We start from the raw sequence: 13,818 nt of genomic DNA on the forward strand, positions 1-13,818 counted from the left end.
GCTCAGGAGCCCTCGAACTTGAACGATACGTTGAGCTTGGCGCGATAGGCCTCGACTTTTCCCTTGTCATCCAGTTGCATATCGAGCTTGACGACCTCTGCAATGCGAAGATCCCGGAGAGATCTGGCAGCTTGGTCGACCGCATTAGCGGCCGCCTTCTCCCATGAGTCGGTGCTGGTACCGACCAGTTCTATGACCTTGTAGACGCTATCGGGCATGTTCGTCCTCCTAATCGGTAGGAGCAGGAAGTCTAGCACCAGGATCTCGACTCTGATACGTCTCGGGGATGCCGCGGAAAGGGTCCGATTGGCTGTCACTTTCCTGTTCGACCCAAAGAAGAACTCGGGTTGTCCTGTCGGGGATTACGTTCACATTTTCAGCCCGGACCAACGCGGCTGGATCCCGAGTGTAATTTTGCACGCCAACGTCGTCATTGCCGCTAAGGTTCTGATCCATGACGCGATGGCACCGCGGAAGCATCAGCAGCACGGCTGACTCTGGCGTGTGCCGAGACCTCACGGACTACCAACTCGAAGCGGTGCTTTTGAACCCATTGCAGACCATGTAACGCCGATAGGCGTCTCTATCGCTCCACTGCATAGATGCGCCACTCACCGGGGATACCCTTAAGTGAGCGGGTGCCCCGATCGTTGAAGCGCAAACCAGAGCCGGCCACCAGATCTTTGACTGTGCTCGAAACCAAAACCTCGCTGCCGGCGGCAAGCGCGGCGACCCGCGCGCCTATGTGAACAGCAATACCGCCAACATCACTACCGATCATTTCGCACTCGCCTGTATGAAGCCCAGCACGGACCTCGATCCCAAGCGGTCTCATTTCCTCGACAATAGCGCAAGCGCAGCGAACACCGCCGGCTGGGCCGTCAAAGGTGGCGAGAAAACCGTCTCCAGTCGTTTTCACTTCATGGCCTCGAAAGCGCGCGAGGTTGCGCCGGATCGTCGCATGATGGCCGTCGAGAAGGTCGCGCCAGCGTTGATCGCCAAGTGCAGCGGCTTTCTCGGTTGAGCCTACAATATCGGTGAAGAGAACCGTGGCGAGGACGCGGTCAACCGAGACCGGAGATCTTGAGCCAGTTAAGAATTCTTCGATCGCATCGAAAATTTCGTCTGCGTTTTCTCCCACGTAGAAGATGTGGTCGCTTCCGGGCAGCTCAAAAAGACGGGCTCCAGGAATGTGCGCCGCCACATCGCGCCCACCTTCTACACTAACAGTTTTGTCTCCAGTCCGGTGAATCACGAGGGTTGGTACTCGAACGGCCGGAAGAATGCCGCTGATTTCAATTTGACTGTTCATGCTCATGAGAGCCTTCACGGCGGCGGGGCTGGCACCAAGACGCTCGTTGCGGCCCCACCAGCGTTGAAAAGCGGCGTCGTTTGCGCGCGAAGGCGCGAATTTCTGCACGCTTCCGCCCGTACCCCATGCCTGCTCAACGTAGCCGAAGAACGCTTCGAGTGCCTCTTTGGTCGGAAACCAGTAGGAAAATCGTGAAAAGCTGCCGTAAAGTATCAGCGCGCGGCACCGGTCGGGATAGGTTGCGGCAAACAGGACGGACAGCGGCGCGCCTTCAGATATCCCAAAGAGTGCCGCTTGCTCCATGCCGGCGGCGTCCATGACGGCTCGAAGATCATCCATACGCTGGTCCAAGCCGGGGAGCTCTCCGCCGCGATCCGACATGCCGGTCCCGCGCTTGTCGAAAGTTACCACTCGGGCGTAGCTACCCAAACGGGTCAAAAAGCGAGCGAGATCGGGCTCGTCCCAATAATTCTCGACGTTCGACACGAACCCCGGAACCATAATCAGATTTACCGGGCCGCTGCCAAACAACTGGTAGGCGATGTGAACGTCACCGCTTTTGGCGTATTGCGTAGCCGGTTGCATTGGTGTCCTCACTGCTTGACCGGATTTACCCTGCCTATTCTGAAGCCTGACCCGACGATTGAAAAGCAGCAAGTCCGCAGTGTCGCCTGTTGGCCCGAATGCAAAGTTCGCGCGGCATTCCGCGTTGTCGGCTCAGGGAGTTAGACCGGAAATGACCGGCCAACCTCCGAACGGCGCTTGTGCCCCATCTCGGACATGACTCATTGCCCGGGCCGCCGGACCTCATCTTCGTTCCTCCGGCTGGTGGAACGCCTTCAATCCTAGAATGGCAGTCGATTTAATCCCAGTACGGAATAGCTGGGCGGGCGATCATCAGCCAGAAGATCACCAGAACGGCTGCGAACGCCGGGAATCCGAAGACGAACCACCAACGGAAGAGCTGATGATAACCGGCTGGCAGCTTGGTGCTGGTCGCGACCGCACCGACGGCAAGATCGCGCATTTGCATCTGCATCCACACCACCGGCAGCCAGAAGGCGCCGGTCACCAGATACAACGCGATGGACGCCGCGATCCAGCCATCCCGAAGCGAATACCCGCTCGACCATGCGAGCCATGTGCCAGTGATGGGCTGCAGGATCACGGCACTCGCCGTAAACAGAAAGTCGGCCAGCACGACGGTCCGCGCAACCCCGGCGATCTCGCGCGGGTCTCCGCGCAGATGTGCCACCAGCATGAAGAAGGCGATGCCGGCACCCGTGCCGAGCAAGACTGCAGCACCGATGATGTGCACCATCTTAACAAGGAGATAGAGCATCAGCGATCTTCCCGGATCGCCATGGCGACCAGATTGAGCATCAGCACCGGCCAGATCTTCAGCATTGGCCCAAGCGGCTCGGCCCACAGCCGCGGCACCAGCGCCGAGCCGATCACGACGTAGGTCAGCGAGATGATCAGTGCTGCCCACAGCCCATAGCGGCACAGAGGCCGCCAAAGAATAGCAAGGCCAATGACGATGTCGGCGAGCGCGCCTGCGAGGACGGTGAGGGCCGCGCCCTTTTCTGGGAGCCCGCCTTCCCGCAGCAACGAGATTCCGATTTCCCAGCCCGGGCCGAGCGAAATGATACCGGTGACGATCCAGAACAGGCTGAAAACGCCGAATATTGCCGGCTTGAGCGCATATAGCCGGGCAAACCAGCGTTCCTGCACCGAGGCGGGTTCGCGTGCGAGCGCGACTTCGAGATCGCGCGGTCTGATGCCGGTAAGCTGACGCCAGGGCTCGGGATCGCCGGTCGCGCCGCGTCGCATTTCTGCCTGCGCGGTCGAGTTGATGGGTGTTGCCCAACCCAGCATCTGCGCGACGTCACCCGCGCGATAGGCGGCCGAGGCCGCCCAAGCCGGCAGGTGCAGGCGGTAAGCGGGCCTCCAGCGCAGCCAGCCGCGAAACAGCGCCACCGCGTCACTGAAGGCCATCCGCGCTGGACCCGCCAGATCAAGTGCGAGGCGGGAGGGAGCGCCCGGTCGCAGGAAGAACACCACCGTCTCAACCACGTCGTCGAGATGCACGGGTTGAACAGCTGCGGTGTCGGGCATGACGGGCAGGATCGGGAGCGACGCCAGACCTCGCAACAGCGCGCTGCCACCATAGGCGGGCCGGCCCACGACGACGGAAGGCCGCAGTATGACCCAATCGAGATCCCTTGCCATCAAGGCGGCTTCGCCTTCCTGCTTGCTGCGGGAAAAATCGGTCAGGGCACCGCGATTGCTGCCGATTGCCGAGAAAAGGATGATGCGGCGCACGCCCGCGCCTTCACATGCCGCATAAAGCGCCGCGCTGCCGGCGACGTGAACGCCTTGAATGTCCTGTCCCTGCAAGGCTCCCGCCGCGTTGATGACGGCATCGATGCCTGCAAGAAGTCTCTTCCATCTCGACGGATCGGTGGTCCGAGCGACGTCCAGAGTGATATGGCGCGTGGCGGGCGCAGCCGCCGGATGGCGCGACACCAATGTGCATTCATGCCCTTCGGAGGACAGCCGCGCGTAGATTGCCGATCCAACAAGTCCTGTACCGCCAACGAGAAGGATGCGCATTGACTCGTCCTTGACCGGCAGCGGGGTAGCGCGAACCGCCGATCAAACTCTGAAGATGCAGACGAATAAAGCGGGGCTGCTGCGATCGTTCCTCGCAGTGGAACTGGTGAATTGAGGAGAGCGGCTGCTCATTTGGCATTTGATGGAACCGGAGTTCAGCGCGCGGGGTGGGCCGTCGCGGCGGCCAGGGACGGCCCGTATACGTCAGTATAATCGTCACGAGGCATATTCCTGGCCGATCATTGGGCGCTGCGAGGCCAGGTTCGGCCCGCCGTGCATCGGTAGCGATCGCCAGCGCTGTTTGCCACTCCGGGCAAGAGACGGGCCCGCACTCCGGTAGAAGAAGTGCCTCGACTGATCCATCGCTCGTGAGCAAGAGGTGATCATGCAACATCCGATTCAAGTGCCGTCGGTCGCGCTCGATTCGAATGAGCGCAAGCGCCCCGAGGAGGCGCTGCGCGAGAGCGAGGAGCGCTTTCGCACGCTGGTGCAATTCTCCTTCGATGTGTACTGGGAAACTGACGCGCAGCATCGCTTCATCCGCCAGGAGTTCGCTGAGACACTTGCCGAGCCGCCCGTCTCCGAAATCGGCAGGACACGATGGGAGGTCCCTTATCTGGAACCTGACGCAGAGGGCTGGCGCAAGCACCGGGAGATACTCGATGCCCACCTTCCGTTTCGCGATTTCGAGCTCGCGCGGCCGACGCCCGACGGCGGCAAGCGTTATGTGTCCGTCTCCGGGCTGCCCATCTTCGACGACACCGGGCACTTCATGGGCTACCGCGGTGTCGGGCGCCACATCACGGAGCGCAAGCGCGCCGAACAGGCGCTGATCGAGAGCGAGGCCCGTTTCCGTACCTTCGTGGACCACGCGACCGACATGTTCATGCTCCACAGCGAAGACGGTCGCGTTCTCGACGTGAATCGAAATGCCTGCGAAAGCCTCGGCTACGGCCGGGGCGAACTGGTCGGGGCAACTGCCTCCTTCTTCGATCTGCAGATGGATCAAGCGGCCTGGCGGATCAACCGCGACCGCCTCAAGGCCGGCGGCATCGCTACGCTCGAGAGTCGCTATTGCCGAAAGGACGGCACTGTGTTTCCCGTCGAAATCCGTATGCGGGAATTCTGCGAAGGCGGCCGGTCACAGATCATTTGTCTGAGCCGCGACATAACCGAACGCAAGCGAACCGCCGAGACGTTACGCGAGATGCAGGCTGAACTAACCCGCGCCAACCGCGCGGCGGCAATGGGCCAGGTCACGGCTTCGGTGACACACGAATTAAGCCAACCAATCACCGCGACGCTCTGCAACGCAGAAGCCGCACTCAGCTGGCTGGAAACGCAACCTCCGGATTTCGAAAAGGCACGGCAGGCGCTCGCATCCATCGTCGCGGAAGCCAACCGAGGCGGCGAGATCATCGGCTGGATCCGTTCCCTGATCAAGAAAACTCCGGCACCGAAGGAGAGCGTCGATATCAATGGTGCAATCCTGGACGTGATCACCATAGCCCGGAGCGAGCTGCTCAAGCATGATGTCTCGATCCAGACCGACCTCGCTCCGGGCTTGCCGCTCGTGAAAGGCTATCGCGTCCAGCTGCAGCAGGTCGTTCTGAATTTGATCCTCAACGCGATCGAGGCAATGAACTGCCTCGACGTTGGCGGACGGGAGCTGCGGATCAGCACGGCTGAAGATGCCTCGGGTCGCGTCGTCGTCGCCGTGCGGGATAACGGTCCCGGACTTGACGGGGCATTGGTTGACCGCCTGTTCGAGCCCTTCTACACCACCAAGCCGGATGGCACCGGCATGGGCTTGTCGATCTGCCAATCGATCATCGAGGCGCACGGAGGACGACTTTGGACGCGTGCGAATGAACCGCGGGGGGCCGCGTTTCTGTTTAGTCTGCCTTCGGAACAGGGGTGATCCACGTCGCTTTTCATGAGCGAGCGCTGCGCAGGCCGGAGCCCACGACCTCAAATCCATCCACGCCACGGACGCGTGGTCCTTCGATCACACCTGCCGGAGCAGCGCAACGGGATCGGCGAGTTCGTTCGCGTGTCAGAGCGGGGAGCGTCCGCCGTCGGCGCGAAGCGGACGTTCCGTTCGTCACGCACGTCTCAGAAAGGTGCGAAATGATGGCGCTGTCTGCTTAGGTCCGCTTCCCCCCAAGAAGCCGCCCTCGCGAGTCCACGCCTTTCCAGTCTGCCCAACTTTCCTCCGGGCGAGGTATCGCAAACTCCCGTGATCATGCTTACCTTGGCGCGATGAAAAAGATCGGATTCCTCTCCTTCGGGCACTGGACGCCCTCGCCGCAATCCCAGACGCGCTCGGCCAGCGATACGCTGCTGCAATCGATCGAGCTGGCCGTCGCCGCGGAACAGTTAGGGGCGGACGGCGCCTATTTCCGCGTGCATCACTTCGCGCGCCAGCTCGCCTCGCCCTTTCCGCTGCTCGCGGCCGTCGGCGCCAAGACCAGCAGGATCGAGATCGGCACGGCCGTGATCGACATGCGCTATGAGAACCCGCTCTACATGGTGGAGGACGCGGGAAGCGCCGACCTCATCGCCGGTGGCCGGCTGCAGCTCGGCATCAGCCGCGGCTCGCCCGAGCAGGTGATCGACGGCTGGCGCTACTTTGGTTATCGCCCGGCAGAGGGCCAGAGCGATGCCGACATGGGCCGGCGCCACGCGGAGGTCTTCCTCGACCTCCTGCGTGGCGAAGGTTTTGCCGAGCCCAATCCGCAGCCGATGTTCCCCAATCCGCCGGGGCTGCTGCGCCTGGAGCCGCATGCGCAGGGCTTGCGCGAACGGATCTGGTGGGGCGCCGGCTCGAACGCGACCGCCGTATGGGCGGCCAAGCTCGGCATGAACCTGCAGAGCTCGACGCTGAAGAACGACGAAACCGGCGAAGCTTTTCACGTGCAGCAGGCCGCGCAGATCCGCGCCTATCGTGCCGCGTGGAAGGAGGCGGGCCACGCCCGCGAGCCGCGCGTGTCCGTCAGCCGCAGCATCTTCGCGCTGATCGACGATCGCGACCGCGGCTATTTCGGCGGCGAGCGCGGAAGCGAAGACCAGATCGGCTTCATCGACCCGCGCACGCGCGCGATCTTCGGCCGAAGCTATGCGGCGGAGCCGGATGTGCTGATCGAGCAGTTGCGGCAGGACGAGGCGATCGCGGAAGCAGATACGCTGCTGCTGACGATTCCGAACCAGCTCGGGGTCGATTATTGCGCGCATGCGATCGAGGCGATCCTGACGCATGTGGCCCCGGCGCTGGGGTGGCGGTGAAATAACGGGAAGGATGCCCTTCCCCGCTCTCACCCCGTCTTCGTCCCCGTGATGACGGCCAGCGCCTCGACGAGGCGGTCGAGATCGGTCTCGTCGGTGAAGAGAGCCGGCGTCACACGGATGCACTGGCCCCTGGCGACGCCCGCCCGGCGCACCGTCATGATCTTGTGGCTGTCCCGGAGCTTCGCAACGATGGCCTCGTTGTCGGCCTTGCCAGTCTTGCCGGCAAGACGGAAGGACGTGATCGCGCCATATGAGCCGGCTTCATCCGGCGTCAGGATCTCGATGTCCTTGAATCCGCGGACGCGGCTCACCCAATGGTCGCGCAAATGGCGCAGGCGGGCTTGCTTCGCCGCCGCGCCGATCTGCTGATGCAGCGCCACGGCCGTGGGCACCGTCAGCACCGTGGCGAAATTGACCGTGCCGGTATGCACCCGCGAGCGGATGTCCTCTTGCGGAAAATCCTCGTCGCCCATGTCGCGATCGATGGCCGCGAGGCGATCCTTCCTGATGTAGAGGAAGCCGACGCCGAGCGGCGCGCCGATCCATTTGTGCAGATTGAAGCCGACGAAATCGGCCTCGAGCTCACTCACCCGGAAGTCGATCTGGCCCCAGGAATGGGCGGCGTCGACGATGGCGTCGATGCCCTTGGCCTTCGCCATGCGTGCGATCTCGGCGACCGGCATGACGAAGCCGGTGCGATGGCTGACATGGGTCAGCAGCAGAAGTCTCGTCTTCGGGTTCGCCTCGATGGCGCGGGCATAGGCGTCGAGCACCGCCTGGCGCGTCGCGGGCTCCGGCACGTCGAACTTGACCACGTCGACGCCGCGGCGCGCCTTCAGCGCGTTCATGGCATATTGCATCGAATCATAGTCGAGGTCGGCGTAGAGCACGGAATCGCCGCGCTTCAGCCTGTTGTAGCCGCCGATGAGGAGCTGCAGCGCTTCGGTCGCGCCGCGGGTGAGCGCGATCTCATCGGGCGCGGCATCGACCGCTTCCGCCACCTTGGCGCGCACGGCCTCGAAATCCGTACCCGCACGCAGCCGCGCATAATAGGTGTTCTGATAGTTGACCATGTCGGACTGGCGGATGAACTCGCGCCTCACCGGCTCGGCCATGATGCCCCAATAGCCGTTCTCCAAATTGACGACATCGGGCGTGACGGAATAGAGCCCCTTCACGGCCGCCCAATAGGCCTTGTCGGTGGCGACAGCGGCCGCCGGACCGGTCGGCTGCGCCGGAAGGCCCTCGGCGGCAAAAGCCGGTGCCGCAAGCGGCGCCACCGCTGCTGCCGCGAGGCCCTTGAGCATCGAGCGGCGGTCAGCCGAAATCGTCTTGATCAGTTGCATGTCAGCTCTCCCCAGAGCGTTTTCGAGCGACGTGGCGTCCGGCTCGCATCAAGAAAACGCGTCAAACGATCATCCAGGGCCCCGTTTCGATGTCAACGAAATGGAAGAGGCCCTGGCGCGCGGCGAAAAGAGCAACGGACGATGCAGCTAGGATGACCGGAGCATGACAATGCGATGATCGGGACGGCTCGGCCAATGTCGGGCTTCACTAAAGCGCGATGGAATCAGGATGAATCACCATCGCGCTTCAGGTTATTGTTTGAGCATGATCTGTTCGGAAAACCGCTGCACACTTTTCCGGATCATGCTTTGGGAGCGCCGAGCTATGTCACGGGCTGGTAGCGCGTGATCTGCTCGAGCCCGGCTTCCTCGCCGGCGACCGTCTGCATCCTCACATGGCTGCCGATGACGAGGCCAGCGAGCGAGAGCATCAGGCCCAGCGCGAGAGGCGCGAACAAGGCCTCTTCCTGAAACAATCCATTGAGCAGCACGACCATGACGCCGAAGCCGGCGAGGCCCTGTGTGAGATAGCCTGACGATGCGTAGAGGCGCCAGGCCTTGAGGGCCATCGCGGAATAGAAGGCCAGTGGCACGAAGGCCGCGATGCCCATCTGGTACAGGAGGACGCCGATCGCGCTTTCGACCGCGCCGTCAATCGTCCCGGCCGCCTGCGCGGCGCCCCAATCGATCGAAAAATAGCTCTCCGACAAATTGCCGCCGACGCCGAGACCCCGGCCGAGCGGTCTCTCCACAAATCCGTTCAAGCCGCCCATGAGACCGATGATGTGATAGTCGCCGATCTGCAGGCCGACGCGAATCGCGAGAATCGCGAACGCGATGAGGCCCAGGATGCCGAGCAACAGCGTCACCACGGCGCCGAGCAGGCGGGTCGACATCCAGGCCGCGGCCACGAAGATCACCACGATGAGCGCTCCCTTCACGCTGCAAAAGACCAGGAGCAGCAAGGCCGCGAGGGCGAGGAATGGACGTCCCACCGAGAACAGGAACAGGGCGAGAAAGCCGATCCCGTAGGCGAAGCTGATCGGATGCATGTTCGGGCCGTGGATACGCAGCATCTTCGACAGGCCGAATCCTTCGAGCAGAGGCGTGTTCAGGAAGTCGAAGCTGAAACGGTCCTTCAGGTCGACGGGCACGTTTCCGGTGGCGCGCATCTGGGCCTCCCAGACGCCCGAATGGGTCGCCTTGAGCTCGTCAAAGCCCCAGAAGGCATGACCGTTGGTGATGGCCAGCCAGACGTCCCGGAACGCGAGCTCGACGTAGCCGCACAGAATGAGGATGACCGCGAGCGTCACCAGGAACGGCGTGATGCGCACTTCATAGGTCGCCGCCGTCAGCAGCGAGACCTGAAACAGAAATAAAGGAAGCACGATGTTGCGCAGATAGACCGCGGCGGCCTGTCCGTTCTGGCCGAAGCCGATCGCGAAATACAGCGACACCACGGCGAGCGTGGCGACACCCCAGCGCATGATCCTGTTCACGTCGCTCGACTGCTTCCTCCGGCCCAGCACGTACAGAGCGAACGTCGCCAGCCACATGACGGAGCAGACGAGGAAATTGTATCCCTTGATGAAGTCGAGATCGGACGGGAGCGGGACCAGCGGCGACAGGATCGAGACGAACAGATTCTGGAAGAACAGGACGAAGATCGCGACGGCCGGCGCATAGGTCGGGACCGCAACGACGATGGCGATGCCGATGAGGACCTCGACGGTGATGGCCAGCGCCGGATTGGCGAGGTGCAGAACCGGCGCAAAGCCGATCGTTGCCGTGGCGATGCAGAAGGTCGGGACCAGCTCGCGCCAGGCCGGCGGCGATGGTCCGGCCTGCATACTCCGACCTTGCGGTGAGTACCCGGCGCTCATCAATCGTCCCTCATCATCGCGCAGGAGCACGGTAGCCGGGCGATGCGTAAAGTTTCGTTAACGATCGCGGCGCGCGGCGGGAGCTCGGGACGCGCCGAGCAGCGCCCGCATCACGTCGGGATCGGCCTTGCCGGTAGCGGCGTCGACCAGACCAAAACCCTGCGCCAGCTCCCAATGCGCCCAGCCCCAGCAATGCTCGCGGGCATAGGCCGTGACCTCCGCCAGCCAGCGCAACCGGCTCTCCCTGGGCGCAGCGGCTTTCAGCACGCCGAATTCGTTGACGATGATCGGCCGTGAGAATTGCTGCTGCCAGGCGAAGGCGGGCGCGAGCCAGCGATCGGCGCCCGGCTTGTCCTTGGCGGCCACAATCGCGGTGTCGAGTATGCCGAGCGCCTTGGTCGCGCTTCTGTCCTGCAAGTCCCGGCGAAGCGCCCGCACGGCGGGATCTGCGGCACTGATCGGGTACGGCAGGTCGCGGATGTCGTGCAGCGGATCCCGCTCATCCCAATGGCCCTGGTGGGTGAACACCATCGGATCGTAGAAGTGGATGGCGTAGACGACGTCGGGGTCTGCCAGCGGACGAAACCCCGCCAGCGAATCCGCGCGCTGCCAGTTGACCGGACCGACGATCAGGGTGGTGGCGGGGAGCAGCCGGCGGACGAAGGCGGCCAGCGCCTCGACCTCCCTTTGCCACCTCTCGGCTTCGACATCGGGCTCGTTGAGCAGCTCGGCGAAGACGCGATCGGCAGGATGGAATCGAATGACCTCTGCAAGAGCGCGCCAGGCCTCCTGCATCTCGCCCATCGCCGCAGCCGGATCATCCTTGTGCAGACGGTTGAAGCGCTCGCCGGGATGAAGATCGACGGACGTGGAGTAGCCGAGCGAGGCGAGCTGCTTCAACGCGCTGTCGAGCACGCGCAAGCTCGCCTCGCGCTCGGCCTTCGCGGCAAAGCGCGGCATCACCCGTTCCGCCGGCACCGGTAAGCGAACATGACTCATGCCCGCCCTGCGCAGCTGCTGCAGCAACGCGCGGCTTGGCGGCGCACCGTTGATCCAGCCGTCGGCATTGAAGCCACGCGACAGCGCAGCAAGCCTCTCCGGCGCGACCGTCGACGGCAAGGACACGCAATTGTCGGCGAAGACCGGCGGGCCGAATGAGATCGACAGCAGCATGGCCGCGATCAGCAGACGGCGGCGCGATGCTGTCGTCAAACCGCAAGACCCAATGCGCCCCCCTCGGGGTGAGGCGCCACCGCACCGGCGGGCACATGATTGACGACGAGGCCGGTCGGCACGGCCGCATATTTCGACAGCGCTGCGGTCACCCTGCGCATCGCGGACGAGCCGAGCTCGCCGGCGCGCGCCACCAGGACGATCAGGTCCGCGTGCGCGGCCAGGGCGATGGCGTCGGGCTGCAAGGCGAGATTGCTGGCGTGGACGATGATCAGGTCGAACTCCGAACGAATATCGTCCTCGGGCCTCGCATCGGGTTTGCGGCCGGCGCTCAGGAGCTCGTCGATCGACTGCAACCCCGCCGTGGTCGAGCCGTCGTGCCATTCGGTCACCGGCGGCTGGTGGCCTGCGAATTCCGGCTGGAGCCGGATCAGCACGCTCATCATGCCCCGATTCACGGCGGCGCGATTGAGGGAGCACGCAACCGTGTTGCCGCCTGCGCTCTTGCCGACCGACAACACCAGCGCGACCTTGCAGCCGCGCACCGGCACACGGTCGATGCGTTCGAGCAGCGGCCGCAGATGGAGGCTGAGATCGAGTTCGGCGGCCGTGGTGATCGGTCTTTGCCAGACAGTGTTGGTCCCGGCCCCTGGCGCCAGCTCGGGAATGCGGGCCCAGACAGGAAGGCTTGGCAGCGCCTCGGCCCGGTGCGCGGCGGCCGGACGCTGGACTTCCCGGACGAGCGCCTCCTCCGCTTCCACAGATCCAGGCGCCTGAACGGATTCGGGCTTTTCGGCCGACACGCTCGTCGTCACTGCGACGGCGGCGGTGGAGGTCAACAGCGAGCCGATCGCCAGTGCCGCGAGCAGCAAGGCGAGCGGCGGACGCGTCGAACGCAGCGGCGGAATGGCGATCGAAGCGATCTTGGTCTGGGACGCCTGCAACTGACGCTGCTCATTGGTGGTCTTGAACCGCGACAGGAACTGCTCGTAGATGTTCCTGTTGGCATCGGCGTCGCGCTGCAGCTCCTGCAGCTTCACCAGCGCCTGGCCGTCGACCAGCATCTTGGTCTCGACCGCCTTGAGCTGCTTTTCCAGCGCGTTCTGCTGCTCCAGCTGCGCCTCGTATTCGGATCTGGCCGTGTCGATGTTCTTCTTCCGCTCGATCTCGATCTGCCGGTTGATGTCCGCCAGCTGGCTGTAGGAGATCGCGAGATCGGGATGGCGGTCGCCATACACCGCCTTCTTCTGCGCGATCTGATCGTTCAGGGCCGAGCGCTGCGCGCGCAGCATGCTCAGGAGGTCCTGCTTCACCGGCCCTTCGACATTGGCCTTGACGTCGCGCTGCGCCTGCTCGTAGCGCGCCCTGGCCTCCTCGGCGCGCGCGCGGGCGGCGGAGACCTGCTGCGTGAGGTCGGTCACCCGCAATTGCTGCGTGGTGGATTCCTTGCCGGCATTGACGATGTTGTGCTCGAGACGGAAGGCAGCGACGGCGTCTTCCGACGCGCGCAGGCGCTCGCTCAGCGTCTTCAGCCGGTCCTTCAGCCAGTCGGCGGCCTCGTCCGTCGCCTCGGTGCGGACGCGGCCCTGGCTGGCAACGAACGCCTCGGCGATGGCATTGGCGTAATAGGCGGCCCGGTCCGGGCGGTTCGAGGTGAAGGAAATCGCAATGACGTAGGTGAGCCCGCGCCGGGTGATCTCGAGGCGGTTGCGGAATTTCTCGAGCAGGCGCGTCATGTCGGTATAGCCGCCCGCGACGTCCTCGTCGTCCGCGATCTTGAGCTGCTCGATCAAGGGGCGGAGAAATCCGTCGGATTTGGCGATCTCGATCTGGCTCTGAAGCGCCGCGGCATCCTGGCCGATGCCGGGCAGCACGTCCTGATCCGAGGTCACGCGCAGCTCGCGCGGATCGAGCACGACCAGAGCCGTCGCGGCGTAGCGGACCGGAAGGACCATCAGAACGACGACGCCGAGGGCGAACAGCGCGAGGGCCAGCGTCAGGATGCGCCGGCCGTTCTCGCGCAGAAAGGCGAGCGTGCCGGAGACCGTCAGCGATCCCTTGATCAGTGCCGGCCCGGTGCCGTCAGGCTTCGCCTTCGCAGCCCGCGGTGCTTCCCACGAAGCCGCTTGCTCCGTCGGGGCGATGCTTCGCGGAGATGCGCGGCTACCGAACGCCATGGGGTTGGACTCGAAATCAACTT

At 63.8% G+C, this 13,818-nt stretch carries 10 protein-coding genes; 2 read left to right on the plus strand and 8 right to left on the minus strand.

Annotation, left to right across the window (positions count from 1 at the left end; translation table 11 throughout):
- Positions 1 to 2: 2 nt before the first annotated feature.
- The 4 genes from BRAD3257_RS37290 to BRAD3257_RS37310 all read right to left on the minus strand — a co-directional run bounded on the left by BRAD3257_RS37290 (position 3) and on the right by BRAD3257_RS37310 (position 3,928).
- Positions 3 to 218, minus strand: a complete 216-nt coding sequence (locus BRAD3257_RS37290) for a dodecin family protein (protein WP_122405984.1) — start codon at positions 216 to 218, stop codon at positions 3 to 5.
- 365 nt (positions 219 to 583) lie between these two features.
- The gene (locus tag BRAD3257_RS37300) at positions 584 to 1,897 is read right to left on the minus strand and encodes an adenylate/guanylate cyclase domain-containing protein (RefSeq protein WP_122405986.1); all 1,314 of its coding nucleotides are present in this window, start codon (positions 1,895 to 1,897) and stop codon (positions 584 to 586) included.
- Between the two features lie 277 nt (positions 1,898 to 2,174).
- The gene (locus BRAD3257_RS37305) at positions 2,175 to 2,654 is read right to left on the minus strand and encodes a DUF2269 family protein (RefSeq protein WP_122405987.1); all 480 of its coding nucleotides are present in this window, start codon (positions 2,652 to 2,654) and stop codon (positions 2,175 to 2,177) included.
- Positions 2,654 to 3,928 (minus strand): SDR family oxidoreductase, encoded by a 1,275-nt coding sequence (locus tag BRAD3257_RS37310; protein ID WP_122405988.1) that lies wholly within the window; start codon positions 3,926 to 3,928, stop codon positions 2,654 to 2,656. The genes BRAD3257_RS37305 and BRAD3257_RS37310 overlap by 1 nt, the downstream gene beginning before the upstream one ends.
- Positions 3,929 to 4,313: 385 nt before the next feature.
- Between BRAD3257_RS37310 and BRAD3257_RS37315 the strand changes: the two genes are divergently transcribed.
- Both BRAD3257_RS37315 and BRAD3257_RS37320 read left to right on the plus strand, forming a co-directional pair.
- Complete coding sequence (locus BRAD3257_RS37315) at positions 4,314 to 5,849, plus strand: PAS domain-containing sensor histidine kinase (protein WP_122406972.1); 1,536 nt, start codon at positions 4,314 to 4,316, stop codon at positions 5,847 to 5,849.
- 341 nt (positions 5,850 to 6,190) lie between these two features.
- Positions 6,191 to 7,213, plus strand: coding sequence for an LLM class flavin-dependent oxidoreductase (locus BRAD3257_RS37320; protein ID WP_122405989.1), 1,023 nt, complete (start codon positions 6,191 to 6,193; stop codon positions 7,211 to 7,213).
- Positions 7,214 to 7,242: 29 nt separating this feature from the next.
- On the opposite strand, the gene BRAD3257_RS37325 is transcribed toward BRAD3257_RS37320, so the two are convergent.
- From BRAD3257_RS37325 to BRAD3257_RS37340, 4 genes are all read right to left on the minus strand, one after another.
- Positions 7,243 to 8,562: an aminotransferase class V-fold PLP-dependent enzyme gene (locus tag BRAD3257_RS37325; protein WP_122405990.1), complete on the minus strand. Its 1,320-nt coding sequence runs from the start codon at positions 8,560 to 8,562 to the stop codon at positions 7,243 to 7,245.
- 323 nt (positions 8,563 to 8,885) lie between these two features.
- Positions 8,886 to 10,412, minus strand: coding sequence for a hypothetical protein (locus tag BRAD3257_RS37330; RefSeq protein ID WP_244607833.1), 1,527 nt, complete (start codon positions 10,410 to 10,412; stop codon positions 8,886 to 8,888).
- 90 nt (positions 10,413 to 10,502) lie between these two features.
- Positions 10,503 to 11,657: a glycoside hydrolase family 5 protein gene (locus tag BRAD3257_RS37335; RefSeq protein WP_244607834.1), complete on the minus strand. Its 1,155-nt coding sequence runs from the start codon at positions 11,655 to 11,657 to the stop codon at positions 10,503 to 10,505.
- Positions 11,654 to 13,795: a GumC family protein gene (locus BRAD3257_RS37340; protein WP_122405992.1), complete on the minus strand. Its 2,142-nt coding sequence runs from the start codon at positions 13,793 to 13,795 to the stop codon at positions 11,654 to 11,656. Before BRAD3257_RS37340 ends, BRAD3257_RS37335 begins: the two co-directional genes overlap by 4 nt.
- Positions 13,796 to 13,818: the final 23 nt, after the last annotated feature.

The organism is Bradyrhizobium vignae (assembly GCF_900324035.1).
GTDB classification, from domain to species: Bacteria; Pseudomonadota; Alphaproteobacteria; order Rhizobiales; family Xanthobacteraceae; genus Bradyrhizobium; species Bradyrhizobium vignae.

Coding starts and splice junctions, on each gene's coding strand:
- BRAD3257_RS37315 (WP_122406972.1), top strand. CDS start 4,314: ATGCAACATCCGATTCAAGTGCCGTCGGTCGCGCTCGATTCGAATGAG.
- BRAD3257_RS37330 (WP_244607833.1), bottom strand. CDS start 10,412: ATGCAGGCCGGACCATCGCCGCCGGCCTGGCGCGAGCTGGTCCCGACC.
- BRAD3257_RS37340 (WP_122405992.1), bottom strand. CDS start 13,795: ATGGCGTTCGGTAGCCGCGCATCTCCGCGAAGCATCGCCCCGACGGAG.
- BRAD3257_RS37310 (WP_122405988.1), bottom strand. CDS start 3,928: ATGCGCATCCTTCTCGTTGGCGGTACAGGACTTGTTGGATCGGCAATC.
- BRAD3257_RS37305 (WP_122405987.1), bottom strand. CDS start 2,654: ATGCTCTATCTCCTTGTTAAGATGGTGCACATCATCGGTGCTGCAGTC.
- BRAD3257_RS37325 (WP_122405990.1), bottom strand. CDS start 8,562: ATGCAACTGATCAAGACGATTTCGGCTGACCGCCGCTCGATGCTCAAG.
- BRAD3257_RS37300 (WP_122405986.1), bottom strand. CDS start 1,897: ATGCAACCGGCTACGCAATACGCCAAAAGCGGTGACGTTCACATCGCC.
- BRAD3257_RS37290 (WP_122405984.1), bottom strand. CDS start 218: ATGCCCGATAGCGTCTACAAGGTCATAGAACTGGTCGGTACCAGCACC.
- BRAD3257_RS37320 (WP_122405989.1), top strand. CDS start 6,191: ATGAAAAAGATCGGATTCCTCTCCTTCGGGCACTGGACGCCCTCGCCG.